At 71.0% G+C, this 25,924-nt stretch carries 33 protein-coding genes; 23 read left to right on the top strand and 10 right to left on the bottom strand.

Features of this window, described 5'->3' with window-relative positions:
• The first annotated feature begins 75 nt into the window (after positions 1–75).
• The 5 genes from ASC65_RS17570 (at position 76) to ASC65_RS08195 (ending at position 3,721) form a co-directional block, all read left to right on the top strand.
• A complete protein-coding gene (locus ASC65_RS17570; protein WP_056451543.1) occupies positions 76–492 on the top strand; it encodes a hypothetical protein in 417 nt (138 codons plus the stop codon).
• The gene (locus tag ASC65_RS08210; RefSeq protein ID WP_235561444.1) at positions 422–1,663 is read left to right on the top strand and encodes a DNA-packaging protein; all 1,242 of its coding nucleotides are present in this window, start codon (positions 422–424) and stop codon (positions 1,661–1,663) included. Before ASC65_RS17570 ends, ASC65_RS08210 begins: the two co-directional genes overlap by 71 nt.
• Positions 1,664–1,759: 96 nt before the next feature.
• Positions 1,760–2,923 (top strand): phage portal protein, encoded by a 1,164-nt coding sequence (locus ASC65_RS08205; RefSeq protein ID WP_056451540.1) that lies wholly within the window; start codon positions 1,760–1,762, stop codon positions 2,921–2,923.
• A gap of 133 nt (positions 2,924–3,056) precedes the next feature.
• On the top strand, positions 3,057–3,284 hold the full coding sequence (locus ASC65_RS08200) for a hypothetical protein (protein ID WP_056451539.1): 228 nt from the start codon (positions 3,057–3,059) through the stop codon (positions 3,282–3,284).
• On the top strand, positions 3,281–3,721 hold the full coding sequence (locus tag ASC65_RS08195; RefSeq protein WP_200939813.1) for an HK97 family phage prohead protease: 441 nt from the start codon (positions 3,281–3,283) through the stop codon (positions 3,719–3,721). The genes ASC65_RS08200 and ASC65_RS08195 overlap by 4 nt, the downstream gene beginning before the upstream one ends.
• Here the strand turns inward: ASC65_RS08195 and ASC65_RS08190 are convergent.
• From ASC65_RS08190 to ASC65_RS08180, 3 genes are all read right to left on the bottom strand, one after another.
• Positions 3,703–4,176 (bottom strand): hypothetical protein, encoded by a 474-nt coding sequence (locus ASC65_RS08190; protein ID WP_056451537.1) that lies wholly within the window; start codon positions 4,174–4,176, stop codon positions 3,703–3,705. The genes ASC65_RS08195 and ASC65_RS08190 overlap by 19 nt on opposite strands.
• Before the next feature lie 36 nt (positions 4,177–4,212).
• The gene (locus ASC65_RS08185; protein ID WP_056451535.1) at positions 4,213–5,091 is read right to left on the bottom strand and encodes a dihydrodipicolinate synthase family protein; all 879 of its coding nucleotides are present in this window, start codon (positions 5,089–5,091) and stop codon (positions 4,213–4,215) included.
• A gap of 84 nt (positions 5,092–5,175) precedes the next feature.
• Complete coding sequence (locus ASC65_RS08180; RefSeq protein WP_056451533.1) at positions 5,176–5,589, bottom strand: hypothetical protein; 414 nt, start codon at positions 5,587–5,589, stop codon at positions 5,176–5,178.
• A 155-nt stretch (positions 5,590–5,744) separates the two neighbouring features.
• Between ASC65_RS08180 and ASC65_RS08175 the strand changes: the two genes are divergently transcribed.
• A complete protein-coding gene (locus ASC65_RS08175) occupies positions 5,745–6,293 on the top strand; it encodes a hypothetical protein (protein WP_056451532.1) in 549 nt (182 codons plus the stop codon).
• An 82-nt stretch (positions 6,294–6,375) separates the two neighbouring features.
• Positions 6,376–6,834: a hypothetical protein gene (locus ASC65_RS08170; RefSeq protein WP_056451531.1), complete on the top strand. Its 459-nt coding sequence runs from the start codon at positions 6,376–6,378 to the stop codon at positions 6,832–6,834.
• Here the strand turns inward: ASC65_RS08170 and ASC65_RS08165 are convergent.
• A complete protein-coding gene (locus ASC65_RS08165; protein ID WP_056451529.1) occupies positions 6,831–7,100 on the bottom strand; it encodes a hypothetical protein in 270 nt (89 codons plus the stop codon). The genes ASC65_RS08170 and ASC65_RS08165 overlap by 4 nt on opposite strands.
• Positions 7,101–7,216: 116 nt before the next feature.
• Complete coding sequence (locus tag ASC65_RS08160) at positions 7,217–8,068, bottom strand: hypothetical protein (RefSeq protein WP_056451527.1); 852 nt, start codon at positions 8,066–8,068, stop codon at positions 7,217–7,219.
• A gap of 103 nt (positions 8,069–8,171) precedes the next feature.
• Between ASC65_RS08160 and ASC65_RS08155 the strand changes: the two genes are divergently transcribed.
• From ASC65_RS08155 to ASC65_RS08125, 8 genes are all read left to right on the top strand, one after another.
• The gene (locus ASC65_RS08155) at positions 8,172–9,407 is read left to right on the top strand and encodes a phage major capsid protein (protein WP_056452542.1); all 1,236 of its coding nucleotides are present in this window, start codon (positions 8,172–8,174) and stop codon (positions 9,405–9,407) included.
• Between the two features lie 142 nt (positions 9,408–9,549).
• On the top strand, positions 9,550–9,816 hold the full coding sequence (locus tag ASC65_RS08150; RefSeq protein ID WP_056451526.1) for a head-tail connector protein: 267 nt from the start codon (positions 9,550–9,552) through the stop codon (positions 9,814–9,816).
• Positions 9,813–10,106, top strand: a complete 294-nt coding sequence (locus ASC65_RS08145; protein WP_056451524.1) for a hypothetical protein — start codon at positions 9,813–9,815, stop codon at positions 10,104–10,106. The genes ASC65_RS08150 and ASC65_RS08145 overlap by 4 nt, the downstream gene beginning before the upstream one ends.
• Positions 10,103–10,510 (top strand): DUF3168 domain-containing protein, encoded by a 408-nt coding sequence (locus tag ASC65_RS08140; protein WP_056451522.1) that lies wholly within the window; start codon positions 10,103–10,105, stop codon positions 10,508–10,510. Before ASC65_RS08145 ends, ASC65_RS08140 begins: the two co-directional genes overlap by 4 nt.
• Positions 10,511–10,512: 2 nt before the next feature.
• On the top strand, positions 10,513–10,926 hold the full coding sequence (locus ASC65_RS08135) for a phage major tail protein, TP901-1 family (RefSeq protein ID WP_056451520.1): 414 nt from the start codon (positions 10,513–10,515) through the stop codon (positions 10,924–10,926).
• Positions 10,923–11,228, top strand: coding sequence for a GTA-gp10 family protein (locus tag ASC65_RS08130; RefSeq protein WP_056451518.1), 306 nt, complete (start codon positions 10,923–10,925; stop codon positions 11,226–11,228). The genes ASC65_RS08135 and ASC65_RS08130 overlap by 4 nt, the downstream gene beginning before the upstream one ends.
• Positions 11,225–11,401: a phage tail assembly chaperone gene (locus tag ASC65_RS16720; protein WP_235561443.1), complete on the top strand. Its 177-nt coding sequence runs from the start codon at positions 11,225–11,227 to the stop codon at positions 11,399–11,401. The genes ASC65_RS08130 and ASC65_RS16720 overlap by 4 nt, the downstream gene beginning before the upstream one ends.
• Positions 11,394–11,930 (top strand): hypothetical protein, encoded by a 537-nt coding sequence (locus tag ASC65_RS08125; protein ID WP_056451515.1) that lies wholly within the window; start codon positions 11,394–11,396, stop codon positions 11,928–11,930. The genes ASC65_RS16720 and ASC65_RS08125 overlap by 8 nt, the downstream gene beginning before the upstream one ends.
• Here ASC65_RS08125 and ASC65_RS08120 read toward each other — a convergent pair whose 3' ends face one another.
• Both ASC65_RS08120 and ASC65_RS08115 read right to left on the bottom strand, forming a co-directional pair.
• The gene (locus ASC65_RS08120; protein ID WP_056451514.1) at positions 11,931–12,659 is read right to left on the bottom strand and encodes a DUF805 domain-containing protein; all 729 of its coding nucleotides are present in this window, start codon (positions 12,657–12,659) and stop codon (positions 11,931–11,933) included. It abuts the gene before it with no gap.
• A gap of 60 nt (positions 12,660–12,719) precedes the next feature.
• A complete protein-coding gene (locus ASC65_RS08115) occupies positions 12,720–13,379 on the bottom strand; it encodes a DUF805 domain-containing protein (protein WP_056451513.1) in 660 nt (219 codons plus the stop codon).
• Between the two features lie 110 nt (positions 13,380–13,489).
• Between ASC65_RS08115 and ASC65_RS08110 the strand changes: the two genes are divergently transcribed.
• The 8 genes from ASC65_RS08110 to ASC65_RS08075 all read left to right on the top strand — a co-directional run bounded on the left by ASC65_RS08110 (position 13,490) and on the right by ASC65_RS08075 (position 23,368).
• The gene (locus tag ASC65_RS08110; protein WP_156459595.1) at positions 13,490–14,119 is read left to right on the top strand and encodes a DUF2460 domain-containing protein; all 630 of its coding nucleotides are present in this window, start codon (positions 13,490–13,492) and stop codon (positions 14,117–14,119) included.
• Positions 14,119–14,772 (top strand): baseplate hub domain-containing protein, encoded by a 654-nt coding sequence (locus tag ASC65_RS08105; protein ID WP_056451509.1) that lies wholly within the window; start codon positions 14,119–14,121, stop codon positions 14,770–14,772. The genes ASC65_RS08110 and ASC65_RS08105 overlap by 1 nt, the downstream gene beginning before the upstream one ends.
• Positions 14,769–15,227, top strand: a complete 459-nt coding sequence (locus tag ASC65_RS08100; protein ID WP_056451507.1) for an NlpC/P60 family protein — start codon at positions 14,769–14,771, stop codon at positions 15,225–15,227. Before ASC65_RS08105 ends, ASC65_RS08100 begins: the two co-directional genes overlap by 4 nt.
• Positions 15,227–18,940, top strand: coding sequence for a baseplate multidomain protein megatron (locus tag ASC65_RS08095; RefSeq protein WP_056452539.1), 3,714 nt, complete (start codon positions 15,227–15,229; stop codon positions 18,938–18,940). The genes ASC65_RS08100 and ASC65_RS08095 overlap by 1 nt, the downstream gene beginning before the upstream one ends.
• Before the next feature lie 86 nt (positions 18,941–19,026).
• Positions 19,027–19,947 (top strand): DnaJ C-terminal domain-containing protein, encoded by a 921-nt coding sequence (locus ASC65_RS08090; RefSeq protein WP_056451505.1) that lies wholly within the window; start codon positions 19,027–19,029, stop codon positions 19,945–19,947.
• Positions 19,947–21,110 (top strand): phosphoserine transaminase, encoded by a 1,164-nt coding sequence (locus ASC65_RS08085; protein WP_056451503.1) that lies wholly within the window; start codon positions 19,947–19,949, stop codon positions 21,108–21,110. Before ASC65_RS08090 ends, ASC65_RS08085 begins: the two co-directional genes overlap by 1 nt.
• 85 nt (positions 21,111–21,195) lie before the next feature.
• Positions 21,196–22,491 (top strand): adenylosuccinate synthase, encoded by a 1,296-nt coding sequence (locus tag ASC65_RS08080; RefSeq protein WP_056451501.1) that lies wholly within the window; start codon positions 21,196–21,198, stop codon positions 22,489–22,491.
• Between the two features lie 73 nt (positions 22,492–22,564).
• Positions 22,565–23,368 carry a response regulator gene (locus ASC65_RS08075; RefSeq protein WP_056451499.1) on the top strand — a complete coding sequence of 268 codons (804 nt, stop codon included), beginning with the start codon at positions 22,565–22,567 and terminating at the stop codon, positions 23,366–23,368.
• Positions 23,369–23,423: 55 nt separating this feature from the next.
• Here ASC65_RS08075 and rpoH read toward each other — a convergent pair whose 3' ends face one another.
• From rpoH to ASC65_RS08060, 3 genes are all read right to left on the bottom strand, one after another.
• Entirely contained in the window at positions 23,424–24,311 is an 888-nt protein-coding gene (rpoH, locus tag ASC65_RS08070) for an RNA polymerase sigma factor RpoH (RefSeq protein ID WP_056451497.1), read from the bottom strand.
• Positions 24,312–24,519: 208 nt separating this feature from the next.
• A complete protein-coding gene (locus tag ASC65_RS08065; RefSeq protein WP_056451495.1) occupies positions 24,520–24,828 on the bottom strand; it encodes a GNAT family N-acetyltransferase in 309 nt (102 codons plus the stop codon).
• 47 nt (positions 24,829–24,875) lie between these two features.
• Positions 24,876–25,874, bottom strand: coding sequence for an RluA family pseudouridine synthase (locus tag ASC65_RS08060; RefSeq protein ID WP_056451493.1), 999 nt, complete (start codon positions 25,872–25,874; stop codon positions 24,876–24,878).
• Between the last annotated feature and the right edge of the window lie 50 nt (positions 25,875–25,924).

Below are 25,924 nucleotides of genomic sequence, written 5' to 3'. Positions count from 1 at the left end.
TTTCGCAATCAATGACTTGCGCTTTTCTGGCGGCGATCTTCCCGCCGAGGAGCGCTGGCGCCGCATGATCTGGAAATGTCGGAGAACCAGGACAGGGCCGAGCGGATCCTCGCATGGGCGGGGGGGAAGTCGGACAATGCAGTGGCGATCGTCGACGCCTGCGACGAGGCCCTGAGCGCGAGGAAGCAGACCCCCGAGGACCCCATCGGGGCACAGCGCACGCTGCGGGCGGTCGTGGCCTTCATGGCGGCGACGAAGGCGATCACCGCGTTCGTCCTGGCCGATGTGAAAGCCAGGGAACGCAGGTGCGCGCCGCCGCCGCAGCAAGAGGACGAGATGGATCATCGTGACGACAGCCCAGAAACCCTTGAGCGACTGCGCGACGAGCTGGAGTCCCGTCTGCGCCGCCTCCGATCCGTCCTTGAATCTAAGGGCCTGGACGGCGAGCCTCGACCCTGGCCGCCTGCGCGAGCTGCTGGCGAGCCAGTTTGACCTTCTTGAGCATCAGGTCCCGCCGATCACCGATTGGCGCACCTGGGTGCTGCTGGGCGGGCGCGGGGCGGGCAAGACCTTCGCCGGGGCCTCGTGGATCAATGCGCTGGCGATGAAGTCGCCGGGGCGCTTCGCCCTGGTGGGGCCGACCCTGCACGACGTTCGGGAGGTGATGGTCGAGGGGCCGTCGGGGCTGAAGGCCCTGCCGGCCAAGAGCGACCGGCCGCGCTGGGAGGCGGGACGGCGAAGGCTGGTGTGGCCCAAGACCGGCAGCGTCGCCTACGCCTTTTCGGCCGAGGATCCGGACAGCCTGCGCGGGCCGCAGTTTCATCATGCCTGGGCCGACGAGTTCTGCGCCTGGCGCAAGCCCGAGGCGGTGCTGAGCAATCTTAGGCTGGGCTTGCGGCTGGGCGATGAGCCGCGGCTGCTGGTCACCACCACGCCCCGGCCCTTGCCGGCGCTGCGGCGTCTGATGGCGGAGCCGGGGGTGTGGGCCGATCGGGCCGGGACGCGGGCCAATGCGGAGAACCTGTCGCCGGGCTTCCTGGCGCATCTGCGGACGCTTTACGCCGGCACGCGGCTGGAGGCTCAGGAGCTGGAGGGGCTGATCGTCGAGAGCGAGGGCGCCCTGTTCCGGGCCGAGGATCTGGCGCGGGCGCGTGGGGCGAGGCCGGCGGAGCTGGAGCGGGTCGTGGTGGCGGTGGATCCGCCGGCGAGCGCGGGCGGCGACGCCTGCGGCATCGTCGTGGCGGGCCGCCGCGAGGGGCGGGCCTATGTGCTGGCCGACCGGACCGAGCGTGGGCTGTCGCCGCTGGGCTGGGCCAAGGTGGTGGTCGAGGCGGTGCGCGAGTTCGGCGCCGACCGGGTGGTGGCCGAGGTCAACCAGGGCGGCGACATGGTGCGCACCGTGCTGGCCCAGGCGGAGTGCCCGGTGAAGATCGCGCCGGTGCACGCCACGCGGTCCAAGTCGGTGCGGGCCGAGCCGGTGGCGGCGCTCTACGAACAGGGCCGGGTGACCCACTGCTGCGCCTTCCCGGCGCTGGAGGAGGAGCTGATGGCGCTGGGGGGGACCGACGGCGGGCCGAGTCCGGACCGGGCGGACGCCCTGGTCTGGGCGGTGAGCGCGCTGCTGACGACGCCGAAGGCGGGGCCGAGCGTGCGGGTGTTGTGAGGATTGAGCGGGGGCGGCGCGGAGGCGTCGGGCAGCCCCCTCCACCGCCTTCGGCGGTCCCCCTCCCCTAAAGGGGGAGGTACTATGGAGAGTTTGATGCTGAACTGGCGACGGGCCTTCGGGGCTCGGCGGCGCGCGGGCGCGCCTGAGATCAAGGACAGTCGGGCAGGGCCGTTGATCGCCCTGACAGGCGGCGGGCGGGCGCGGTGGACGCCGCGGGACTATGCGCATTTGGCCGAGGAGGGGTTCGCCCGGAACCCGGTGGTCTATCGCTGCGTGCGGATGGTGGCCGAGGCGGCGGCGTCGACGCCGCTGGCGGTGTTTGCGGACGGCGTGCGTCGGGACGATCATCCGCTGGCGCGGCTGCTGGCCCGGCCCAATCCCGAGCAGTCGGGAGCCGAGTGGCTGGAGGGGCTGTACGGGGCGCTGCAGACGGCAGGCAACGCCTATGCCGAGGCGGTCGGCGATGCGGCGCCCGAGGAGCTTTGGACGCTGCGGCCGGACCGCGTGAAGGTCGTGCCGGGACGGGCCGGCTGGCCTGAGGCCTGGGAGTATTCCGTGGACGGACGATCGGTGCGGATCGGGCGGCAGGCGGACGGCTGGGCGCCGGTGATGCAGCTCAAGCTGTTCCACCCGACGGACGACCATTACGGCTTTTCGCCGCTGGAGGCGGCGGCCGCGGCGGTCGACGTGCACAACGCCTCGGGGGCCTGGAACAAGGCGCTGCTGGACAATGCGGCGCGGCCGTCGGGGGCGCTGGTTTATGGCTCGAAGGACGGCGAGCGGCTGACGGCCGAGCAGTTCGAGGCGCTGAAGGCGCAGATCGGCGAGGCCCAGGCGGGCGCGCTGAACGCCGGGCGGCCGCTGATCCTGGAGGGCGGGCTGGACTGGAAGCCGATGAGCTGGACGCCGGCGGAGATGGACTTCATCGCCGGCAAGCACGCCGCCGCGCGCGAGATCGCCCTGGCCTTCGGCGTGCCGCCGCAGCTGCTGGGGATTCCGGGGGACGCCACCTACGCCAACTATCGCGAGGCCAATGCGGCCTTCTGGCGGGGCACGGTGGCGCCCTTGGCGCGCAAGACGGCGGCGGCCCTGAGCAACTGGCTGGCGCCGCGGTTCGGGGGCGACTGCCGCATCGAGGCGGACCTCGACGCGGTGCCGGCGCTGCAGCCGGAACGGGATGCGCTGTGGGCGCGGCTGGAGGCGGCGAGCTTCCTGACCGACGCCGAGCGGCGACGCATGGCTGGATTGGGAGAGTAGGGGCGAGGGGCGAGGGTCGAGGGTCGAGGGTCGAGGAAGCGGGGGCTGGGGTGGAACCCGGTTGTCCGCCCAAGACCGGGCTCTGATCGCGCGCCCTCGACCCTCGCCCCTCGACCCTCACAGGGAGACGGAAATGAGCGAAATCAGAAAAATCCCCGTGGCGATCATCGTCGCCCTGGTGGTGCAGACGATCGGCGGCCTGGTCTGGGCGGGCGGGGCGGCGGCGCGGATCGGCTCGCTGGAGGAGAAGGTCGGCGAGCAGAGGCAGGTGGCCGAGCGGCTGGCCCGGCTGGAGGAACAGAGCCAGAGCACGCGCGAGGCCGTGGAGCGGATCGAGCGCCGGCTGGAGTGGCGGGATTGAGCGGGCTCGCGACCGCCCTCAAGGCGGATGCGCTGTCGATCGAGGGCTATGCGTCGCTGTGGGGCGTGGCGGACCTGAACGGCGACGTCGTGGCCAAGGGCGCCTTCGCGGCGAGCCTGGCCAGGACGGGCGCGGGCGGGGTGCGGATGCTGCACCAGCACGAGGCCCGGGCGGTGGTCGGGGTCTGGGACGCGCTGGTCGAGGACGACCGCGGCCTGCGGGTGGGGGGGCGGATCTTCGACTGGTCGCCGGAGGCACGATATGCGCGGGCGCTGGCCCGGGCGGGGGCGCTGGACGGGTTGTCGATCGGCTTCCGCAGCCGCCGGGCCCGGCGCGACGGGCGGCTCAGGGTGCTGACTGAGGTGGAGCTGTGGGAGGTGTCGCTGGTGACGTTTCCGATGCTGCCGGGGGCGAGGTTTCAGTCGTCGCGGCTATAGTACTCGCGGCCTTCGCGGCGGAGGTCTTCGATGCTCTGGCCGTCCGGAGGCGTGACGTAGGCCGTCGTGGGCGGTTCGTCCGTCGAACACAGGCGCTCGGGGTCGTCGCTGTAGGCCCGCACGGCGTTGAACCCTCCCAAAGTATTGCGACGCAGCTTCCAGCGAACGGACCCAAGGTCGCGCCGGAAGTCGGTGTGTTGGAACGTCAACACGGTCATCCGGCCGCGAGCGACCTCGCCGGAATGAACCCGGCGGACATCAAGATCGAGGATCCAGGGCCAGCGCATGATGATGCAGTCGTCGCAACCGGGCATCACGGTCGGCGTCTGTGAGACGATGCGGGCTGACACTTCGGCGTCGTAGCACTCTGGGTCCTGCGCAAACGAGCTGGTCGCGGCTGACGTCGCGGCGAGGATCGCCAGGAGAGCGATGGTTCTGACTACTTCGGTCCGCATCGCGCCAGCATTCAGGGTAAGGCAGAGCTTGTCCAGTCAGCCCGCCAACGCCTCCGCAACCGGCCCGACGAGCCCTTCATCGAGCGGCAGGATCGGCCTCGGCGGCTGCGCTGACGTGAGGCCCAGGCGGTTGGCGGCGGCGTAGGCGACGCGGAGGCCGCCCCAGGCGCGGAACAGGTCCCAGAGCGGGGCGAAGTCGGCGTCGAGGCGGTCGGCTTCGGCGCGGTCGCCCTGCGTGGCGGCGCGGGCGAGGGCGACGGCGCGCTCGGGGAAGAGGCCGGCGGCGACGCTGTAGAAGCAGTCCGCCCCGGCCAGCAGGGCGTCCTTGAGCCCCCAGTCGGCGCTGTAGCCGATCGAGAGCTCAGGCGCGGCGGCGCGGAAGGCGGCGAGGTCCGCGGCGATGTCGCCGTTGCGGGGCAGGGGCAGCTTGATCCCGGAGACGGTCGGCAGGTCGGCGGCCAGGCGGCCGACGAGGGCCGGGCTGAAGGTGAACTGGGTGGTGGTCGGGTTGCTGTAGATGCAGATCGGCAGGTCGGTCGCGCCCGCCACGGCGGCGAAGTGGGCGTAGACCTCGTCCTCGAACAGGGGGTTGTAGCTGACCGGGGCCAGGAGCAGGGCGGCTGCGCCCGCCAAGGCGGCGTCGCGGGCCAGGTCGACGGCGTCGTCGGTGCGCAGGGCGCCGACGCCGGCCATGATCGGAAGGCCTTCGGCGGCGTCGACGGCGATGGCTATGGCGCGCTGGCGCTGTTCGCGGGTCAGGAACAGGTAGGTCCCGGTGCTGCCGAGCAGTCCGATGGAGTCGGCCCCGGCGCCGGCGATGCGGCGGATCAGGGCGCGCAGGTCGGCCTCGATGACGTCGCCGTCGGGCGTCGCAGGCGTGATGGGGAAGGCCGACAGGCCGGAGAACAACTTCATGCCGAGGCTCCTGAAACCGGCCGATATGGCCGGTTGCGGGGGCGCGGCTCAAGTCAGGCTACGCTTCGGATTGTGTCCGCCGGTTTACGGGCTGCGGCGACGTTCGAGTTCGTCGATCTCGGCGTTCGGCACGACGCGGGCGACCCGGACGTTGCAGGACCGCCGACCGGAGCCGTGCGAGACGATGCCGAGGCGGGCCTCGTCGCCGATGCAAACATTGGCCGTGGCGGGACCGACCGCCGGGCGCAGGCTGATGGCGCCGTTGCTGGCGGCCTGGATGCAGACGTCCTCGCCGGTCAGCTCGAGCGCCTGGCCGGTGCGGGTGCGGATGTAGACGCGGCCGGGCTCGACGGCGATCAGCCGGGTGCTGACGGGAGAATGGCAACGACGGCCGGACGCCTCCTGGGCGGCCCCGTCCGGGCCGGACGAGGCATCACCCGCCTGGGTAGGCGCGCAACCGAAGAGGAGGATGAGGGGGGCGAGTCCGACGAGGCGCATGGCAGCATACCCTTCTGAACGCCGCCCGACCGCGCCACCCTCTGCTCAAGCTGAAACGCCGTCAAGCCTGTTGGGCGACCCGCGTTCAGCCAAGCTTGCGGCGGGAACGGCTTGGCTCCAAGCTTTGCGTCCCGAGCCGACACGCGAGGCGCGACATGGATATCGCGACCCACTCGATCACGCTGATCTCGATCATCGTCGGCCTCGGGCTGACGGAGATGTTCGGCAACCTGCACCGGCTGATCCGGCTGCGCGACCGCGTGCGGTGGGACGCCCTGCCGCTGGCCTGGGTGGCCGCCCTGTTCTGCCTGACGTTGAACTACTGGTGGGCGCTGTATCTGGGCCTGGACGGCTCGGATCGCGCGCGGACGGCGGCGCAGTTCGCGCTGGTGCTGGCGCCGCCCATCCTGCTGTTCGTGACCATGGCCAGCGTGCTGCCGGGCGCCGACCTGGACATGCGCCACCACTATGACGAGGAGCGCGAGGTCTTCCTGCTGACCTTCGCCCTGTACCAGGTGTCGACCTGGGCGACGGCGCTGATCACCGGCGTGGCGGGGTGGAACGCCGCGACCATCGCGCGGACGGCGATCCTGGGCCTGCTGGTGGCGATGCTGATGACGCGGTCGCGCAGGTTCGACTGGGTCGGGCTGCTGATCATCCTCGGCATACTGGTCTGGCGCTTGATGACGCAGGTGGTGCGGTGAGCGGCCTCCGGTGAAGGCCTGACTGCGGAGCGACCCATTCTGGGGCATAAAGGCACGCAAGACGCGAAGCGGAGCGGAGCCGATGACGATGGACGGCGAGGCGGAGGTCAAGCCCGGCGAGCGAGCCAGGGCCGTGGTGGCGGTGGAGTCGCTCCTGCGCATCGCCCGCAAGGCGATGGACTGCTACCCGCAGGACGACCTAGAGACCATTCTGGTGCTGCTGACCGTCGGTGCGGCGAGCAGCGGCAGCCATCTGCGCGATCCGGCGATGCTGGCGCACATGGATACGGAGCCCGTGCCGGACGCCCAGCACAAACCGATCAGCGGGCGCGCGGTGGCGCAGTCCACGGGTCTGCCGCGCGAAACCGTCCGACGACGGATCGACGCCCTGGTGGCCGCGGGCCGACTGACGCGCGAGCCGCGCGGCGTACGCACGAGCGAGGGGGTTTTGATGAAGAACCGGAACCTGGAGTTCGTGCGGTTCGTGATCCAGGAGATGAACTCGAGCGCGGTCCGGATGGGCCGCTATGGGCCGACCTAGGCGCTGGTCAGCGTCGGACGCGGTGCGTCGAGGACGTCGGACTTGAGCTCGTCGATCCAGGTCTGAAGGCCGTCCAGGATGGCGGCGACGTCGGGGTCGCCCGGGATGGAGCCGGCGCTGAGACGGTCGGATTCTTCGGACAGGGCTTCGAGCAGCTCAGCCCCCGCGGCGCGCGAGCGACGCGTCTCGACCCGCACCAGGGCGCGCACCACCGCCTCAAGGGCGACGACGTCCGTGGTCAGGGCATGCAGGCGGGTCGCGGTCATCGCTAGCACTCGGTCCGACAAAAGAGAGGATTGCTAATCCGCAGCTCGCGGCCGGGCCAGCGTTTCCCGACCCGATTCGGGCCGTGGGCTGTGGACAAGTCGTCGCAGGCAGTGGGTTAACGGGCGGCTTTGCTGGATTCGAGATGCCTGCGCCAGACGACCAGGCCCCGACGGACGGCGGCGAGGCCGCGCGGCCGCTGCAGGTAGCGGGCGACGATGAAGGCCAGGACGAAGACCGGCGTCAGCGGCGCTTCGAAGCCGAGGACCAGGATGGTGGCGACGCCGAAGGCCGCGGCCCAGACAGCGACGATCAGGCCGGTCCGCTCGGAGGCGGTCGGCTCCTCGACGACGACATCCTTGGCGAAGCCGTCGAAGAGGGTGTCCATGTAGGCGGTGGATTTGGCCAAAGTGGTTTTGGCCTCAGTGGTTTGGGGCGGCTTCGGCTCAGCGGGTCGCGACGCCGATGACTTGACCGCCGAGGGAAGCTGCGGCCGGGGCTTGGGTTGAGGCGCCACAGGCGCAGGCGTAGGCGGCGGGGCGACCGGGCGCGGCGCGACGCGCTCGGGCTCGCGTGAGGCCTGCACCGATGGAACGAAGGCCACGGAGCGGCCGTCCTCGTCGACGGTGAAGACCTGGTCGAAGGCGACGCGCTCGAAGTCGATGGCGCGGGTGTCCTGCAGATAGCTGTCGCCGACGAGGCCGAGCAGCCGGCCGTCGCGGACGCGGACCTTCAAGGCGATCGGGTCGCGCAGGGCGCCGACCATGACGTGGACCGTGCCGAAGTCGCCGCTGGGGCTGGAGGCGGCCGCTGCGGGCGCCTCGATGTCCGTGAACAGGCCGAAGCCGGTGTTGCGTCGGCGGCCGGGCTTGCTGGCGCGGACCTGAGCGCCGAGGGCGGGAAGCTCCTCGGAGAGGTCCCAGACGAGGGCTTCGAGGACCACGCTTTCGAGACGGGTGTAGCCGCTCACCCGCGGCCTCGCCCGCGACGGATCGACAGAACTGAAATTCGGGAGTGAGCGGTCACGCCCGGACCCTAGCCGCACTATGCGGCTCCTGAAAACCGGAGAGATCATGAAAGAGACCAAGACCGCCTCGGGCGCCCCCGAGGCGCGCGCCGCCATGCACGAGATGATGGCCGCGTTCGAGGCCTTCAAAGGCGCCAATGATGCGCGGCTCGACGAGATCGAGCGCAAGGCGAGCGCCGACACGCTGCTGGAGGAGAAGGTGGCGCGCATCGACCAGGCGGTCGGCGCGGCCCAGGCTCGGCTGGACCGGGCGCTGAGCGAGGCGCGCCGGCCGGAGATCGGCGTCGCGTCCCTGCGCGAAGCCAGCGGCGTTGCGCCGCTGGAGGAGAAGGCGGCGTTCGACGGCTATCTGAAGACGGGCGCCAGCTTCGGCCTGGAGCTGAAGGCGGGGCTGTCGACGGCGTCGAACTCGGCCGGCTATGTCGTGCCGGAGCAGACCGAAAGGGCCATCGAGCGCCGCCTGATGGCGGGCTCGCCGATGCGCGAGATCTGCACGGTGCGCACGGTGGCCGCGGGCGTCTTCCGCAAGCCGGTGTCGATCGCCGGGGTGGCCTCGGGCTGGGTCGCCGAGACGGCGGCGCGGCCGGAGACGGACCCGGCCACCCTGAGCCTGCTCGAGTTCCCGTCGGCGGACCTGTACGCCAGCCCGGCGGCGACCCAGACGCTGCTGGACGACGCCCTGGTCGACCTCGACGAGTGGTTGGCCGCCGAGGTCGAGGACGCCTTCGCCGCCCAGGAGACGGCGGCCTTCGTCACCGGCAACGGCGTCAACAAGCCGAAGGGCTTCCTCAGCTACGACATCGTCGCTGAGGCCGACCATGAGTGGGGCGAGATCGGCTATGTCGCCTCGGGGGCGGCGGGGGCCTTCGCCTCGACCAGCCCGGTCGATCGCCTGATCGACCTGGTCTATGCGCCCAAGGCCCAGTACCGCCCGAACGGCCGCTTCGTGATGAACCGCAAGACGGTCTCGGCGGTGCGCAAATTCAAGGACGCCGACGGGGCTTACATCTGGCAGCCCGCACAGCGGCCGGGCGAGACGGCCAGCCTGCTGGGCTATCCGGTGACCGAGATCGAGACCATGCCGGACGTGGCCGCCAACAGCGCGGCCATCGCCTTCGGCGACTTCCAGCGCGGCTATCTGATCGTCGACCGCGCCGGCGTGCGGGTGCTGAGGGATCCGTATTCGGCCAAGCCCTATGTGCTGTTCTACACGACCAAGCGCGTCGGCGGCGGGGTGCAGAATTTCGACGCCATCAAGGTGATGAAGTTCGCCGCCTCGTAGAGGCGGAGTGATGAGTGGCGAGTGGCGAGTGGCGAGATCGCCGCCGCCGCTCGCCGAGCGCAACGGTCGGTGACGAGAAGACGCGGTGGCGCTCGCCACTCGTCACTCGTCGCTCGCCACTTTCAAGCAAAGCGAGATCCAAATGACCGCACCCGTCTCGCTGACGGAAGCGAAGCTGTTCCTGCGCGTCGAGCATGACGCCGAGGACGGGCTGATCCAGACCCTGGTCGATGCGGCGCGGGCGCGGGTGGAGGGGGAGGTCGGGCTGGTCCTGACCTCGACCTCGCCGGCGCCGCTGCGGCTGGCCATCATGATGCTGATCGAGAAGGCCTATGAGCGGGGCGAGGCGGAGACCCCGATCGCCCTGGTCGAGGCCTGGATCGCGCCGTACCGCGTGGTGCGGCTGTGAAGACGCTGGCCGGATTGTTCGCGGGCGTTGAGAGCGAGACGCCCTATGGCGGCCGGGCCGTCAGTTGGGAGCCGCTGGGCTACGCCTGGCTGAAGCTGGGGGCGCGAAGGCGTCGCGAGCGGACCGACGAGAGCGGCTTGCGCGCCGTCGAGACGGTGGCCGCGGAGACCAGGGCCGACCCGCGGCTGGAGAGCGGGCGGATGCTGCGCTTCGGCGGGGCCGACTGGCGCATCGCCACCGGCGAGACGGTCGGCGGACGGGCCATCCTCAACCTGGAGCGGATGCGATGAGCGGGCATGAACTGGCCCTGCAGAAGGCGCTGGTCGCGCATCTGAAGGACGATGCGGCGCTGCAGGCGCTGTTGGGCGATCCGGCGCGGATCTGGGACGGGGCGCCGGAGGATCCGGGCTTTCCGCACCTGCTGATCGGGCGGGCTGAGAGCCGGCCGCTGCCGGCGGACGGGGGCGGGGTCGAGCATCTGCTGACGCTGACAACCGTGTCGCGCTTTCACGGGACGGAGGAGGCCAAGGCCATCCTGGCGGCGCTGCGGCTGAGGCTGGCGGACGCTGTGCTGGAGGCCGACGGGGTGCGGACGGCGAGCCTGAGGGCGACGTTCGCGGACGTGTTTCCGAGCGCCGATCGGGCGCGGACTTATGCGGTGCTGCGGGTGCGCGCCGTCACGGAGGAGATCTGACCATGGGGGCTCAAAGGGGCAAGGACATCCTGCTAAAGATCGAGGGCGCGCCGGGCGTGTTCACGACGGTGGCTGGGCTTCGGGCGCGGACCATTTCGTTGAACGCGCGGTCGGTGGACGCAACGGACGGCGACAGCGCCGGGCGCTGGCGCGAACTGCTGGGCGGGGCGGGGGTGAAGTCGGCGGCGGTGGCCGGGCAGGGCATCTTCCGCGACGCCGCCTCGGACGCCCTGATCCGGGAAGCCTTCTTCGACCAGTCAGCGCGGACCTGGCGATTGATCGTGCCGGACTTCGGCACGTTGGAGGGTCCGTTCCTGGTCTCGGCGCTGGAGTACGCCGGCGAGCACGAGGGCGAAGCGACCTTCGCGATCAGCCTGGCGAGCGCGGGCGAGGTGACGTTCGGGGTGGCGGCGTGACGGCCAACGGCGTGCGCGGCGAGGTTACAGCGACGCTGGCCGGCGTCGAGCGGCGGTTGTGCCTGACGCTGGGAGCCCTGGCGGAGATCGAGACGGGGCTGGGCGTCGACGGGATCGGGACGCTGGCGGAGCGGCTGAGGACGCTGTCGGCGCGGGACCTGACTGTGGTGCTGGCGGCGCTGCTACGCGGCGGGGGCGAGCTCGAGTTGGCGGGCGAGCTGGACCGGGCGGCGATCGCGCCGGGCGAGGCGGCGGAGGCGGTCGCGAAGGCCTTTGTGGCGTCCTCCGGTCAGGCCGGATGAGCACGCCGTGGGGCGGGATGCTGCGCACGGCGGCGGCGCTGGGGATCAGGCCGGCGGCCTTCTGGCGGCTGTCTTTGGCGGAGTGGCGGATGTTGACGGCCGGGCCGGCGCAGGCCGCGCCGATGGGCCGAAACGAGTTCGAGCGGATGGCGGAGGCGTGGCCGGATGACTGATGCGATGGAGCCTACAGGACTGAATGACGTGCCGCGGCAGGCGGCCGAGGCGGCGGCGGCGTTGGAGGCGCTGAAGGAGCCGGCGGCGCGGGCGGCGGCCTCGATCGAGGAGGCCTTCGGGCGCGCGGGCGAGGGCCTGGCGCGATCGCTGGCCCGGGCCGCGGCGGATGGCGAGGTCAGCCTGGCCGAGCTGGCGCGGGCGGTGCTCGCGGCGGTGAACGCGGCGGCGTCAGGGAGCGACGGCGGCGGCGGGCTGGGGACGGCGATCGCCGAAGCGGTGCGCGGGGCCTTCTCCGGCGCGCGGGCCGAGGGCGGGCTGGCGCTGGGCGGCGGGGCTTATCTGGTCGGCGAGCGCGGGCCGGAGGTGTTCCGGCCGCAGACGGCGGGCGTCATTGAGGCGGCCGGCGCGGGCGGCGGGGTGACGGTCAACGTCACCGTCGACGGCGGGCCGCAGGCGCTGCTGCGGTCCGAGGGTCAGATCGCCCAGATGCTGGCTCGCGCTGCGGCGCTGGGCGCGCGGCGGCTGTAGTCAGGCGAAGGCTTCGGCGGTGCGGTCGGGCGTGGCCTTGGGATCGGGGCCGAAGCGGTTGGGACCCGACTGGCCTGCGACGGAACCGACCCAGACAAGGAAGCCGAGATTGGCGACACCGACGATGAGCAGTGGGACGAGGCCGAGCATCCAAAGCATCCTGCTGACCCCGCCGGACAGGCTATCCGGATTGGCCGCCAACGCCGGAATCGCGAGGATGATGGCAACAATCCAGGTCGCTATGGGAAGCATTTGCAGCCAGCCGGTGTGGCCCATGTCGTGGAGTCGCTTCGAATAGATGGCGATCGTGCCCCAGGTGGTCCCGAAGCTGACGAAGGAGCCGGCGAACGGGATCCAGCCCAGGAGCACGTTCGCGACAGTCAAAACGATGAAGGCCTTCCAGAATTCACCCCGGTTGATGCGGCCGTCCGGGGACCAGAGCAGTTGGCCCCAGCCGCGGTTGTTTCGGACGTAGCCGAGGGGGGTGTCGACGGCGTCCTCACGCTTGAGCTGCGCCGAGGATGGCGGGGTCATGCCGAGGCGGTGGCGGGCGGCGGAGAGCTTGAAGATATCCGAGGCCACGCCGTCGAGGGCATCGAACTCGACCTTCTGTCCGCCATTGAGTCGGCCGCGGCAGGCAGAGGCGGCGAACGGATAGTGCTGCTGATCCTCGCCGAGGATCACGCCGTCGCCCGTCGTCGGGTCGACGCTGATGACTTCACCGAACATTGGAAAACTCCCCTAGCGCCGGCCTTCTGACCGCGGGTGCTCGAACAGGCAAGCGTGGCTTCAGGCGAAAGTTGCGGCGGTCGCTTCCGGCGGGGCGGGCTTGGTGTCCGGGCCGAAGCGGTTGCGGCCTCGCTGGCCGGGGATGAGGCCGAGCACCACGATGACGGCCGGGACGAAGAGGGTGGCCCAGCTGAGGCTGAGGATGCCGAGTGAGCTCGCCGGAGAGAAGTTGCGGAGGGCGTTCATCGTCAGGAACCAGCCGGCGATCCAGACGCCGAGCGGGATCAGCAGCCACCAGGCGCTCTGGCCGATGTCGCGCAGACGCCGGGCCTGCAGGGCGAAGCAAAGGATGAAGGCCACGAGGCCGACGACAGCGCCGATCAGCGGAACGGGGCCGAGCAGACGGCTGACGACCAGCAGAATGGCCATGCCGATCCAGTAGTGGAGGCGCCGAAGACGGCCCTCGGAGGTCAGGAACAGCGAGCCCCAATCCAGGGCGCCAGGCGCGCGGGCAGGGCGCTGCTTGGCGAAGCGGAAGGCCTTGCCGGCCGGGGTGATCTCCCCGGCGACATCGCCGACGATCTCGACATAGTCCACCGACTGGCCGACCTCGACGGGAGCGGTGCAGGATGCGGCACGGAACGAGAGCTCCCGTCCGTCGGCCGCCAGAATCCTTCCGTCGCCCGTCACGGCGTCAACGCTGACGATCTCGCCCTGCATGAATCACACTCCCCCGATGCCGCGGCACCGTGGTCGGCGGGAGACGTAAAGACAAGCCGAGCCGTGGCGTCTGAACGAGCGGCGGCGGCGAAATCCTACAAGGAGACATCATGGCCTTTCACGAGGTGAGGCTGCCCGCGCGTCTGGCGTTCGGGTCGACCGGAGGCGTTGAGCGGCGCACCGAGGTGGTGACGCTGGCGTCGGGCTTCGAACGGCGCTCGACGCCGTGGGCGGCGGGGCGGCGGCGCTATCTGATCGGGGCGAACTTGAGGTCGCTGGACGACATGGCGGCGCTGACCGGCTTCTTCGAGGCGCGGCGGGGGCGGCTGTACGGGTTCCGGTTCAGGGACTTCGCGGACTTCAAGTCGTGCGCGCCGGGCGCCGCGACCACGGCGCTGGATCAGGTGCTGGGCGAGGGCGACGGGACGCGAATGAGCTTCCCGCTGAGAAAGCGGTATGGCGAGGATGAGACCGCGGCCGAACGGGTGATCGCCAAGCCCGTCGAGGGGACGGTGCGGATCGCGGTCGACGGAAGCGAGCTGGCGGCGGACGTGTTCTCCGTCGATCCGACGACGGGTCTGGTGACGCTGGCGGCGGCCCCGGGCGCGGGCGAGGCGGTGACGGCCGGGTTCGAGTTCGACACGCCGGTGCGCTTCGACACCGACCGCATCGAGGTGACGCTGGAGAGCTTCGCGGCCGGACGCATGGCCGCCGCGCCGCTGATCGAGATGCGGGTCTGATGCGGGTGGTTCCTGAGGAGATGGCGGCGCGCATCGAGAGCGGCGCCGCGACCCTGTGCCATGCCTGGCTGCTGACGCGGGCCGATGGCGCGGTTCTGGGCTTCACCGACCACGACTGCGACCTGGAGATCGAGGGGACCGTCTGCCGGGCGGCGAGCGGCTGGACCGCCGGGGCCGCGGAAGGTGCGGTCGGGTTGAGTGCGGGGACGGCGGCGGCGGCCGGCGGGCTGGACGACGCGGCTCTGACCGAGGCGGACATCGACGCGGGTCTGTACGATCGGGCGGCGATCGCGCTGTGGCGGGTGGACTGGCGGCGGCCGGACCTGCGGGTGCGGCTGTGGGGCGGGCGGGTGGCGCGGATCCGCCGGGAGGGCGGCGGCTTCACCGCCGAGCTGGAGGGGCCGCTGGCGGCGCTGTCGCGGGTGGTGGGCCGAACCTATGGCCGCGACTGCGATGCACAGCTCGGCGACGGGCGGTGTGGGGTGGACCTGGCCGACTTCCCCGGCGCGAGTTGCGACAAGCGCTGGGCGACCTGTGTCGGGAGCTTCGCCAACGGCGTGAATTTCCGGAGCTTTCCGGACATTCCCGGGGACGATTTCATCGTCGCGGCGCCGCTCGAGGGCGGGCGCAACGACGGCGGGAGCCGGCGATGAACGCGCGGGCCGTGGAGATCGCCCGCAGCTGGCTGGGCACGCCCTACAGGCACCAGGCGAGTCTGAAGGCCGGAGGCGCGGACTGCCTGGGACTGGTGCGCGGCGTCTGGCGCGAGCTGGTCGGGGTCGAGCCGGAGACGATGCCGCCATACCGGCCTGACTGGGCCGAGGTCGGGGGCGAGGAGACGCTGTTGCTGGCGGCGCGGCGCTGGCTGCGGGAAATCCCGCTCGAACGAGCGCAGCCGGGGGACGTGCTGCTGTTCCGCATGGCCCCCGGCGCGCCGGCCAAGCACTGCGCGATCCTGAGCGAGGGGGCGCTGGCTGGGGGCGGCGAGCCGCGGATGATCCACGCCTACTGGGGGCGGGCGGTGGTGGAGAGTTGGATGGGGACCTGGTGGCGGCGCCGGCTGACGGCCGCCTTCGCCTGGCCCGAGACCGAGACGGAGGCGGGCTGATGGCGCAGGTCATTCTGAGCGAGGTCGGCGGCTCCATCGGCGGGCCGATCGGGCGAGTGATCGGCTCGACCATCGGCAGCATGATCGACCAGCGCGTGGTCGCTTCACTGGAGCCGGCGCGGCAGAAGGGGCCGCGGCTGGACGGGCTGAAGGTGCAGGGCACGGGCGAGGGTGCGCCGATGGCCTGCGTGTTCGGACGGGCGCGGCTGGCCGGGCAGGTGATCTGGGCGGCGCGCTTCAGCGAGAGCCGCAAGACCTCTTCGGGCGGCAAGGGCGGGCCGCGAACGGTGGAGTACGGCTACAGCCTGAGCTTCGCCGTGGCGTTGTGCGAGGGCGCGATCGACGGGATCGGCCGGGTCTGGGCGGACGGGCAGCCGATGAACCTGGCCGGGGTCGCCATGCGGGTGCACCGCGGCGAGGCGGACCAGACGCCCGATCCGGTGATCGAGGCGATCGAGGGCGCGGCGCCGGCCTACCGCGGCACGGCCTATGTGGTGTTCGAGGACCTGCCGCTGGGCCCGTACGGCAATCGTGTGCCGCAGCTGAGTTTTGAGGTGTTTCGGCGAGCGCGGGGCGAGGGGCGGCTGGAGGATCGGCTGGAGGGCGTCTGCCTGATCCCCGGCGCAGGCGAGTTCGTGCTGGCCACCGAGGGCGTGGTGCGCCGCGAGGGATTGACCGGAAGCCAGGTCGAGAACCTGAACGGCGGCGATGGGCGTACGGATCTGGTGATCTCGCTGGACCAGCTGCAGGCCCAGGCTCCGAACCTGAAGCGGGTCAGTCTGGTGATCGGCTGGTTCGGCGATGACCTGAGGGCGGCGTATTGCCGGGTGCGGCCGGGTGTCGAAAGCCGTGACAAGCGCACGGAGCCGCTGGACTGGTCGGTCGCCGGGCTGGACCGGGACGGGGCGCATCTGATCTCGCAGAGCGGCGGCGGCCCGGCCTATGGCGGCACGCCCTCGGACGAGGCTGTCCGGCAGGCCGTGGCCGAGCTGAAAGCGCGCGGGCTGGAGGTGACGCTCTATCCGTTCCTGTTCATGGACGTGCCGCCCGGGAATGGGCTGGAGGATCCGTACGGCGGCGGCGAGCAGGCGCCCTATCCGTGGCGCGGTCGGGTGCGGGGGCGCGACGGGGCTGACGCGGCGGGCGATGCGGCGTTGCTGTTCGGCGAGGCGGACGGTTGGGGGCTGCGGCGGCTGGCGCTGCACTATGCGGCGCTGGCGGCGGAGACCAGGGCGGACGGGCTGTTGATCGGCTCCGAGATGCGAGGGCTGACCTGGACACGGGACGCCGGCGGCGCTTTTCCGGCGGTGGCGCAGCTGAGGGCGCTGGCGGGGGAGTGCCGGACGGTAGTCGGGCCCGATGTGAAGCTGAGCTATGCAGCGGACTGGTCGGAGTATTTCGGGCGGCACGACGGGGCGGACGTGGTGTTTCACCTGGATCCGCTGTGGGCCGACCCGGCCATCGATTACGTCGGGATCGACTGGTACGCGCCGCTGGGCGACTGGCGGGCGGGGGACGGCGGCGTCGATGCGGCGGAGTACGCCGGGCCGGACGCGCGGGACTATCTGGCGGCGCAGGTCGCAGGCGGCGAGAATTTCGACTGGTACTACGCGTCCGAGGGGGAGCGGGCGGCGCAGGTGCGCACGCCGATCAGCGACGGGGCCCATGGCGAGCACTGGCTGTATCGCTCGAAGGACCTGACGGGTTGGTGGAGCCAGGCGCACCACGACCGCATCGCCGGCGTACGGACGGCGACGCCGACGGCCTGGGTTCCGGGCATGAAGCCGATCCGGCTCACCGAGTTCGGCTGCGCGGCGGTGGATCGCGGGGCCAATGCGCCAAACCTGTTCCAGGACCCCAAGAGCGCCGAGAGCGCCCTGCCGCCGCATTCGACCGGGGCTCGGGATGACCGCATGCAGCGGCGCGCGCTGGAGGCGGTGCTGGGGCATTTCGCCGAGCCGGCCAACAATCCGGTGTCGGAGGTCTACGGCGGGCCGATGCTGGCGGCGGCGGACGTCTGGTGCTGGGACGCGCGGCCGTGGCCGGCGTTTCCGGCGCGGGGGGAGGTCTGGGCCGACGCCGGGGCCTGGCGCACCGGGCATTGGCTGAACGGGCGGCTGGACGGCGAGACCGAAGATCTGATCGCGGCGGTGCTGATGCGCGGCGGCCTGGGCGAAGACGCGTTCGAGATCGGGGCCGTCGACGGCGCGATCCACGGCTATGTCATCGACCGGCCGATGCCGGTCCGGGATGCGTTGGAGCCGCTGCTGGCGGGGCTGGGCCTGGCGGCGGCTGAGCGCCGTGGGCGGGTGGCGATCGTGGGCGCGGATGCGGACCGGGTCGCGCTGGATGCCGAGGCGCTGGCGCTGCCGGACACCGGCGCCAGCCAGCAGATGGATCGGGAGCTGGAGGCGCGACCGGCGGTGGCGCGGGTGCGCTACATCGAAGGGTCGGCGGATTATCAGACCGGCACGGCGACGGTGCGCGGCGACGGGGAGGGCGGCGGGCTCGACCTCGATCTGCCGGCGGTGTGCGCCGACGCCCTGGCGCGGGCGGCGGCGGAGCGGGCGCTGGAGTTCTTCGGCGAGACGCGAACGGTGCGGCTGGGGCCGCTGGAGGCGCTGCGTATCGAGCCGGGCGACGTCGTCTCGCTGGACGGGCGGGACTGGCGCGCGGCGCGGGCGGAGCTGGACGAGGCGCCGTCGCTGGTGCTGGAGCCGCTGTCACGGGTGCGGGTCGGCGAGGATGGAAGCCGGCCGACGGCGGGCGAGCCGGTCGGCGTGGCGGGCGCGCCGTTCCTGAGGATCGTCGAACTGCCGCCGCTGGCGGGATCAGAGGCTGACGCGCGGCCGATCGCCGTGGTCGCGGCGGACCCGTGGCGACCCATGGCGATCAGCGCCGGGGTCGCGGTCGACGCCCTGACGCCCCGCGGCGAGGCGCGGGAACCGGCGACGGTGGGGCGACTGGTCGGGGCGCTGGAGCCCGGGCTGGTCTATCGGTGGGACGAGACCAACAGCCTATGCGTCCGCTTCGAGGGAGCGGCGCCGGAGAGCCGCTCGACGGCGGCGGTGCTGGCCGGGGCGAACGCCCTGGCGGTGGAGACGGCCGCGGGCTGGGAGATACTGCAGCACCGCACGGCGCAGCTGGAGCCGGATGGGAGCTGGCGGCTGAGCGGCCTGCTGCGCGGACAGCAAGGAACCGAGGCTGCGACGGCGGCCGGGTCGACGGACGGCGCGCTGGTGGTCGTCCTCGATCGGAAGCTGGCGCGGGTGGAGGCGACGGGTGGCGAGGTGGGCGCGCCGCTGATCTGGCGCGCGGGTCCTGCGGGCGCGGCCATCGGCGGGTTCGGGGTGCGAGAGATATCTTATGCGCCGACAGGACGTCACGGGCGGCCGTGGAGCCCGGCGCATCTGCGGGTTCGTGCGCCGGCGAGCGGGGGTCGCACGCTGAGCTGGATTCCCCGGTCCCGCATCGACGGCGACCGGTGGGAGGGGGAGCCCGCGGCGTCGGATGCGATGCGTTTTCGGGTGCGAGTGCTGGACGGCGCGGAGGTGAGGCGGGTCTTCGAGGCAGAGGCGCCGGGCGCGGAATATCCGGCGGCGTGGGTCGAGGCGGATTTTCCGGACGGCCCGGACGGCGGGGCTATCGTGGCCGTGGCGCAGTGGGGCGAGGGCCATGGTTGGGGCGAGGAGGCGGTTGCTCCACTGGGGTGACGACGAAATCGGTCGGTGCGCCTTTGCGCTGCGGCATGAATGGCCTAACTGACGAACGTACCCCTTAGGCAGGAGCAGACTCGAACGTGGCCGGCGATCCCTACAAGGAACTGGGCGTTTCGAAGGGCGCGAGCGCGGACGAGATCAAGAAGGCGTTCCGCAAACTCGCCAAGGAGCTCCATCCCGACAAGAACCCGGGAAACCGTGAGGCCGACGAGCGCTTCAAGCGCGTGACCGCGGCCTTCGACCTGCTGGGCGACGCCGAGAAGCGCGCCAAATACGACCGCGGCGAGATCGACGCCGACGGGCGCGAGCAGTTTCGCGGTTTCGGCGGCGGAGGCGGCGGTCGGGCCGGCGGCAATCCGTTCGGCCAGCAGGGTCGGGGCGGCGCCGGGGGCTTCGAGAACATCGACCTGGACGAGCTGTTCGGCGGCATGTTCGGCGGCGGAGCGAGACCGGGCGGGGCCCGAGGCGGCTTCGGCGGCCAAGGCATGACCCGCGGGCAGGACGTCAAGGCGACCCTGGACATCAGCCTGGAGGACGCCATCGCGGGGACGACGCGGCGGATCCAGTTCTCGGACGGTCGCACGCTGGACGTGACCATCCCGAAGGGCGCGGCGGACGGACAGACGATCCGCCTTCGCGGCCAGGGTGCGCCGGGGGCCTCGGGGCGTAGCGAGGCCGGCGACGCCCTAATCACCCTGAAGATCGCGCCGCACCCGGTGTTCACCCTGTCCGGGGCGGACCTGACCATGGACCTGCCGGTCCCGTTTGTGGACGCTGTGCTGGGCGGCAAGGTTCCGGTGCGAACGCCCGAGGGGACGGTCAACATGACCATTCCGGCGGGTTCCAACTCGGGCAAGGTGCTGCGCCTGAAGGGGCGCGGGGCGGCGGTCGGCGGCAAGCGGGGGGACCTACTGGCCAAGCTGATGGTGATGTTGCCCGAGGGGGGAGACGAGGCGTTGACGAAACTGGCGGAAGATCTGCGCGCCAAGGGGCGCGGCTAATGGCTGGTCGGCCCAATGTGAAGCCCGCCCGCCCGTGGTTCTCAGCCGGCCCGACCGCCAAACGGCCAGGCTGGTCCAGCCAGGCCATTCCACATGAGCTGCTGGGCCGCGGCATCCGCGCGCCGGAGGTGGTCGAGCGGTTCGCCCATGGGCTGCGGCTGACGCGGGAGCTGCTGCAGGTCCCGGCGGACTGGCAGATGGTCTATCTTCCGGGCTCGGACACGGGAGCCGTCGAAGCGGCGCTGTGGTCGATGCTGGGCGAACGGCCTGTGCAGGTGCTGGCCTTCGAGAATTTCGGCCAGGTCTGGGCCACCGACATACGCGACCACCTGAAGCTGGAGCCCGAGGTGCTGACCGCGCCGTGGGGGCAGTTCCCGGACGTGTCGAAGGTCGATCCCAAGAAGGACCTGGTCTTCCCCTGGAATGGCACGACCTCGGGTGTGAAGGCACCGGGGGCGGAATGGATCGCGGACGACCGCGAGGGGATCGTCATCTGCGACGCGACCTCGGCGGCCTTCGCCATGCCGCTGCCGTTCGACAAGCTGGATGTGGTGACGTTCAGCTTCCAGAAGGCGCTGGGCGGCGAGGCCGGGCTGGGTGTGGCGGCGCTCTCGCCGAAGGCCGTGGCGCGGCTGGACGGGTATGAGCCGCCGAGGGCCATTCCGAAGGTGCTGCGCCTGCGCGACGGCAAGGGCTTCGACCGGACGCTGGCGTCGGGGTCGATGATCAACACCTTCTCGGTCTGGACGATCGAGGACTGGATCGATGGCGTCGAATGGGGGCTGTCGGTCGGCGGACTGGACGCGCTGATCGCCCGCACCGAGGCCAACGCCGCGGCGCTGGACGCCTGGGTGCGGCGGACTCCCTGGGTTGAGTACCTGGCCGAAACGCCGGAGATCCGCTCGACCACCTCGGTCTGCCTGAAGATCGTCGATCCGCGCCTGGCGGCGATGGACGACGACGGGCGACGGGCGCTGGTGACGCGGATGAAGGCCCTGGTCGAGGACGCCGGCGCGGCCTTCGACATCGAGAGCCACCGCAACGCCCCGGCGGGCCTGCGCGTCTGGTGCGGGTGCACGGTCGATACGGCGGACATCGAGGCCCTGGCCCCGTGGCTGGACTGGGCCTTCGAGGCGGCGTTCGAGACGGTCCCGGCGGAATAATCCTCCCAGCTAGGACGACACCCGGCGATTCCCCCGCTATAGGCTGCGCCCGCATTCCGGAAGCCGGACCAGCGGAGAGTGAACCTTGGCGAACGTCGCAGTAGTCGGCGCCCAGTGGGGCGACGAGGGCAAGGGCAAGATCGTCGACTGGCTGTCGAACCGGGCCGACATGGTCGTGCGGTTCCAGGGCGGTCACAACGCCGGCCATACGCTGGTCGTCGACGGCAAGGTCTACAAGCTGGCGCTGCTGCCGTCGGGCGTGGTCCAGGGCAAGCCCTCGATCATCGGCAACGGCGTCGTGGTCGACCCTTGGCACCTGGTCGGCGAGATCGAGAAGATCGAGGCTCAGGGCGTCAAGATCAGCCCGGACGTGCTGATCGTCGCCGACAACGCCTGCTTGATCCTGCCCATCCACCCGGCGCTGGACGTGGCCCGCGAAGCCGCCGCCAGCGCGCCGGGCGCCAAGATCGGCACCACGGGCCGCGGCATCGGCCCGGCCTATGAGGACAAGGTCGGACGCCGTGCGATCCGGGTCTGTGACCTGGCCAACGCCGAAGACCTGAAGGTCAAGATCGATCGCCTGCGCGCCCACCACGATCCGCTGCGGGCCGGTCTCGGCCTCGAGCCGATCGACCCTGAGGCCCTGCTGGCGTCGCTGCTCGAGATCGCGCCCAAGATCCTGCCCTATATGCAGCCGGCGTGGCGGGTGCTCGACCAGGCCCAGAAGGGCGGCAAGCGCGTGCTGTTCGAGGGGGCCCAGGGCGCCTTCCTGGACGTGGATCACGGCACCTATCCCTATGTGACCAGCTCGAACACCGTGGCCGGTCAGGCCGCGGCGGGTTCGGGTATCGGCCCGCGCGGCGTCGGCTATGTGCTGGGCATTGTGAAGGCCTATACGACCCGTGTCGGCGAGGGGCCGTTCGCCTGCGAACTCAATGACGAAGTCGGCCAGCATCTGGCGACCGTGGGCCGCGAGGTCGGGGTCAACACCGGCCGGGCGCGCCGCTGCGGCTGGTTCGACGCGGTGCTGGTGCGCCAGTCGGTGGCCATCAACGGCATCGACGGCATCGCCCTGACCAAGCTGGACGTGCTGGACGGCCTGAAGACGCTGAAGATCTGCGTCGGCTATCGGATCAACGGCGAGGTGGTCGACTATTTGCCCTCGAGCCTGAAGGACCAGGCGGCAGCCGAGCCGGTGTTCGAGGAGTTGGAAGGCTGGAGCGAGAGCACCGCCGGATCGCGCAGCTTCAAGGACATCAACGCCAACGCCATCAAGTACGTGCGGCGGATCGAGGAGCTGATCGGGGCGCCCGTGGCGCTGCTGTCGACCAGCCCGGAACGCGACGACACCATCCTGATGCGCGACCCCTTCCAGGGCTGAGCAAAACCCCAGCGTTCAAGGGGCCTTAACCCGCGGCGGTTAAGCATGTCGGGCTCTTCTGGAGGGTTCAGTCTTGTTTGCTGTCGATCGTCGCGTCCTGGCGAAGTTGCAGCCCGTTCTGCAGCGCGTTCTGATCGTCGATCCGAACCCCCATGCCGCGCGTACGCTGGTCGAGATCATCAAGGGTCTGGGCGCGGCGCAGATCGTGGTCGAGACGAGCGAGGAGCGAGCCCTGGAGAAGGCGGCGGCGCTGGAGCCATGCATCGTCTTCACGGAGCGCGGCGGCGACGGCCTGGACGGCGAGTCGCTCGTGAGAGAGATCCGTCGCTCGAACATGGACTGCCGGCGCGCGCCGATCATCATGGTGACGGCCGACGCGACCGCGACCTCGATCCTGGGCGCTCGCGACTGCGGCGTGCACGAATTCCTGCGCAAGCCTTTCACAAGCGCCGACCTGCTGAAGCGAGTCGAGAACGTCGCCACCAAGCCGCGCGACTGGGTCGAGGCGGTCGGCTACGTCGGCCCCGACCGGCGGCGCTTCAACTCCGGGGAGTTCTCCGGCGAGCGCAAGCGGCGCGCCGACAAGGCGGCGACCGGCAGCGCGGCGCTCGCGGCTGCCAAGGATCAGTGCATGCGCATCCTTGCGGCGGCGCTGGACCAATTCGACAACGACCCTCCGCAGGCCGCGCGCTCGATCCGCGAGCAGGCCTCGACGTTGAAATCCATCGCCATGAAGGCGTCGGACTCACGCCTGGCCGTGGCCGTGGGCGCACTCGAGGTCAGTCTTGTGTCGGGTCCGCCGAGTAAGGAGACGCTGGCGGCGCCGATCGGCACCCTGCTGGCGATGTGCCCGCCAGATGTGAAAAAGGCGGGCTGACGCCCGCCTGAATCATCTTGTTCCGCTAACGCTCGCCGCGCGGCGACGAGCGCGGTCAGGCGTCGACCAGGTTCCGCTCTTCGGCGGCGGCGCGCATGGCCTTCTGAAGTTTCTCGAAGGCGCGGACCTCGATCTGGCGCACGCGTTCGCGGGACACGCCGTACTGGCCGGCGAGCTCCTCCAGGGTGACCGGATCGTCCTTGAGGCGACGTTCGGTGAGAATGTGCTTCTCGCGCTCGGTCAGCTCCTGCATGGCTTCCTCGAGGAGGCTGCGACGGATCGACTTCTCCTCGTCCTCAGCAAGCTGGGTCTCCTGCGAGACGGCGGTGTCGTCCGCCAGCCAGTCCTGCCATTCGCTCTCGCCGTCGGCGCGCAGCGGCGCGTTCAGGGAGGCGTCGCCGCCGAGACGGCGGTTCATGTCCGTGACCTCCTGCTCGGACACGCCCAGCTTGGTGGCGATGGCCGACAGGTGTTCCGGGTGCAGGTCGCCTTCCTCGAAGGCCGAGATCTGGCTCTTGGCCTTGCGCAGGTTGAAGAACAGCTTCTTCTGCGCGGCGGTGGTGCCCATCTTCACGAGCGACCAGCTGCGCAGGATGTATTCCTGGATCGAGGCGCGGATCCACCACATGGCGTAGGTGGCCAGGCGGAAGCCCTTGTCCGGGTCGAATTTCTTGACCGCCTGCATCAGGCCGACGTTGCCCTCGGAGATCACTTCGCCGATCGGCAGGCCGTAGCCGCGATAACCCATGGCGATCTTGGCCACGAGGCGAAGGTGAGAGGTGACGAGGCGGTGGGCGGCTTCGGGGTCCTGGTGCTCGGTCCAGCGCTTGGCGAGCATGAACTCCTCGTCCTTCGCCAGCATCGGAAACTTGCGGATTTCCGTCAGGTATCGCGACAGTCCCTGTTCAGGCGACATCACCGCGAGTGATCTAGCAACAGCCATTTGGTCCCTCCGACCGTAAACACCGAGCGGGCTCTGCGGCGTCGGCCACCGGATGTGCGCCGACGTCTCACCCCTCAACCGACGAGATAGGATCGGGTTTCTGCCTTTGTCAGAGGCGGATCGTCACATCGAAGCGTGACCGTTGCTCCGAAACCACGGCGCCGGTAGCCGGTGATATAGCGCAAGGTGCGTCCTTTTTCAAGACTGACTATTCGAGGCCCAGAATCTGGCGGTAGGTCGGGTGGACGACGTCGGTCCATTCCGGGTGTTTCTGCAGGTAGGCGGCGAAGAAGGGGCAGACCGGCAGGATCAGCAATCCGCGCTCGCGGGCGTCGGCGAGGACATGTTTGGCCAGGCGGCTGGCGATGCCCTGGCCCTCGAGCGCCTGGGGCACCAGGGTTTCGGTGATCATCAGATTGGCCGGCGACAGGTTATAGGTGACCACGGCCACCTCGGCGCCGACCGGCAGTTCGTAGCGCTTGGCCTCGGAGTTATCGCGGATTTCGGCGTCGGTCATGGGCGGTCCTCAGTAGAAGCACAGGCTTGCGGCGATGGTCGGTCGTTTCAAAGCTCGGCCAACCCTTTTTCAAGCGCCTGCATATCGGCGGGCGGCGCGGTCTCGAAGCGCAGGGGCTCGCCGGTGACAGGGTGGACGAAGCCGAGGACCGCTGCGTGCAGGGCCTGGCGGGTCAGGCCGGCGGCGGCGATGGCGGCGCGCACCGGGGCGGCCGGGCTGCCGGAGCCGTAGACCGGGTCGCCGAGGATGGGCGCGCCCTTGGACGCGAGGTGGACGCGGATCTGATGGGTGCGACCGGTGTGCAGGGTGCAGGCGACGCGGGCGGCCAGCGGGGCGGCCCCGGCCTTGGCGGGCATGCCGTAGACCTGCTGGACGACATAGTCGGTGATGGCGTTCCGTCCGCCCGAGCGCAGCACTGCCATCTTCTTGCGATCTGACGACGAACGCCCGAGCAGGGTTTCGATCCGGCCCTTGACCGGCGAAGGCGCGCCGCGGGTCAGGGCGAGGTAGGTGCGCTCGATGTCGTGGGTGGCGAACAGGGCCGAGAGGCCGGCGTGGGCGCGGTCGGACTTGGCGGCGACCATGACGCCGGAGGTGTCCTTGTCCAACCGGTGGACGATGCCCGGGCGGGCGACGCCGCCGATGCCCGACAGGCTGTCGCCGCAGTGGGCCAGCAGAGCGTTGACGAGCGTGCCGGTCTCGCTGCCGGGCGCCGGGTGCGCGGCCATGCCGGCGGGCTTGTCGACCACGATCAGGTCGGCGTCCTCGAACAGGACGGTCAGGGGAATGGCCTCGGGCAGGGGCGTGGCGGAGACGACCGGGGGGAGGGCGACGGCGTAGAGGCCCGGCTGGGCCTTGGCCGAGCCGCTGGAGACGGGTTCGCCGTCGCGGGTCACGACGCCTTCGGCCAGCAGGGTCTGGAGGCGGGCGCGTGACAGGGTCGGGAAGATGTCGGCGAGGGCCTTGTCGAGGCGGACGCCGCCCTGGTCGAGTCGAGCCTCGAGCACTTCGGCGTCTTCGTCTTCGATCAGGGGCTCGTCGGACACCGGGCGCTCCGCCGCCCGGAGGCGGGCGCGAAGCGATCTAGCACGGCCTC

The sequence above is a fragment of the Brevundimonas sp. Root1279 genome (assembly GCF_001425945.1).
GTDB lineage: Bacteria > Pseudomonadota > Alphaproteobacteria > Caulobacterales > Caulobacteraceae > Brevundimonas.
The sequence above is the reverse complement of the archived record's forward strand: the minus strand, read 5'-3'. Positions and strand labels throughout refer to the sequence as shown.

Coding starts and splice junctions, on each gene's coding strand:
- ASC65_RS17570 (WP_056451543.1), top strand. CDS start 76: ATGTCGGAGAACCAGGACAGGGCCGAGCGGATCCTCGCATGGGCGGGG.
- ASC65_RS08205 (WP_056451540.1), top strand. CDS start 1,760: ATGCTGAACTGGCGACGGGCCTTCGGGGCTCGGCGGCGCGCGGGCGCG.
- ASC65_RS08200 (WP_056451539.1), top strand. CDS start 3,057: ATGAGCGAAATCAGAAAAATCCCCGTGGCGATCATCGTCGCCCTGGTG.
- ASC65_RS08190 (WP_056451537.1), bottom strand. CDS start 4,176: ATGCGGACCGAAGTAGTCAGAACCATCGCTCTCCTGGCGATCCTCGCC.
- ASC65_RS08185 (WP_056451535.1), bottom strand. CDS start 5,091: ATGAAGTTGTTCTCCGGCCTGTCGGCCTTCCCCATCACGCCTGCGACG.
- ASC65_RS08180 (WP_056451533.1), bottom strand. CDS start 5,589: ATGCGCCTCGTCGGACTCGCCCCCCTCATCCTCCTCTTCGGTTGCGCG.
- ASC65_RS08175 (WP_056451532.1), top strand. CDS start 5,745: ATGGATATCGCGACCCACTCGATCACGCTGATCTCGATCATCGTCGGC.
- ASC65_RS08170 (WP_056451531.1), top strand. CDS start 6,376: ATGACGATGGACGGCGAGGCGGAGGTCAAGCCCGGCGAGCGAGCCAGG.
- ASC65_RS08165 (WP_056451529.1), bottom strand. CDS start 7,100: ATGACCGCGACCCGCCTGCATGCCCTGACCACGGACGTCGTCGCCCTT.
- ASC65_RS08155 (WP_056452542.1), top strand. CDS start 8,172: ATGAAAGAGACCAAGACCGCCTCGGGCGCCCCCGAGGCGCGCGCCGCC.
- ASC65_RS08150 (WP_056451526.1), top strand. CDS start 9,550: ATGACCGCACCCGTCTCGCTGACGGAAGCGAAGCTGTTCCTGCGCGTC.
- ASC65_RS08140 (WP_056451522.1), top strand. CDS start 10,103: ATGAGCGGGCATGAACTGGCCCTGCAGAAGGCGCTGGTCGCGCATCTG.
- ASC65_RS08135 (WP_056451520.1), top strand. CDS start 10,513: ATGGGGGCTCAAAGGGGCAAGGACATCCTGCTAAAGATCGAGGGCGCG.
- ASC65_RS16720 (WP_235561443.1), top strand. CDS start 11,225: ATGAGCACGCCGTGGGGCGGGATGCTGCGCACGGCGGCGGCGCTGGGG.
- ASC65_RS08125 (WP_056451515.1), top strand. CDS start 11,394: ATGACTGATGCGATGGAGCCTACAGGACTGAATGACGTGCCGCGGCAG.
- ASC65_RS08120 (WP_056451514.1), bottom strand. CDS start 12,659: ATGTTCGGTGAAGTCATCAGCGTCGACCCGACGACGGGCGACGGCGTG.
- ASC65_RS08115 (WP_056451513.1), bottom strand. CDS start 13,379: ATGCAGGGCGAGATCGTCAGCGTTGACGCCGTGACGGGCGACGGAAGG.
- ASC65_RS08110 (WP_156459595.1), top strand. CDS start 13,490: ATGGCCTTTCACGAGGTGAGGCTGCCCGCGCGTCTGGCGTTCGGGTCG.
- ASC65_RS08105 (WP_056451509.1), top strand. CDS start 14,119: ATGCGGGTGGTTCCTGAGGAGATGGCGGCGCGCATCGAGAGCGGCGCC.
- ASC65_RS08100 (WP_056451507.1), top strand. CDS start 14,769: ATGAACGCGCGGGCCGTGGAGATCGCCCGCAGCTGGCTGGGCACGCCC.
- ASC65_RS08095 (WP_056452539.1), top strand. CDS start 15,227: ATGGCGCAGGTCATTCTGAGCGAGGTCGGCGGCTCCATCGGCGGGCCG.
- ASC65_RS08085 (WP_056451503.1), top strand. CDS start 19,947: ATGGCTGGTCGGCCCAATGTGAAGCCCGCCCGCCCGTGGTTCTCAGCC.
- rpoH (WP_056451497.1), bottom strand. CDS start 24,311: ATGGCTGTTGCTAGATCACTCGCGGTGATGTCGCCTGAACAGGGACTG.
- ASC65_RS08065 (WP_056451495.1), bottom strand. CDS start 24,828: ATGACCGACGCCGAAATCCGCGATAACTCCGAGGCCAAGCGCTACGAA.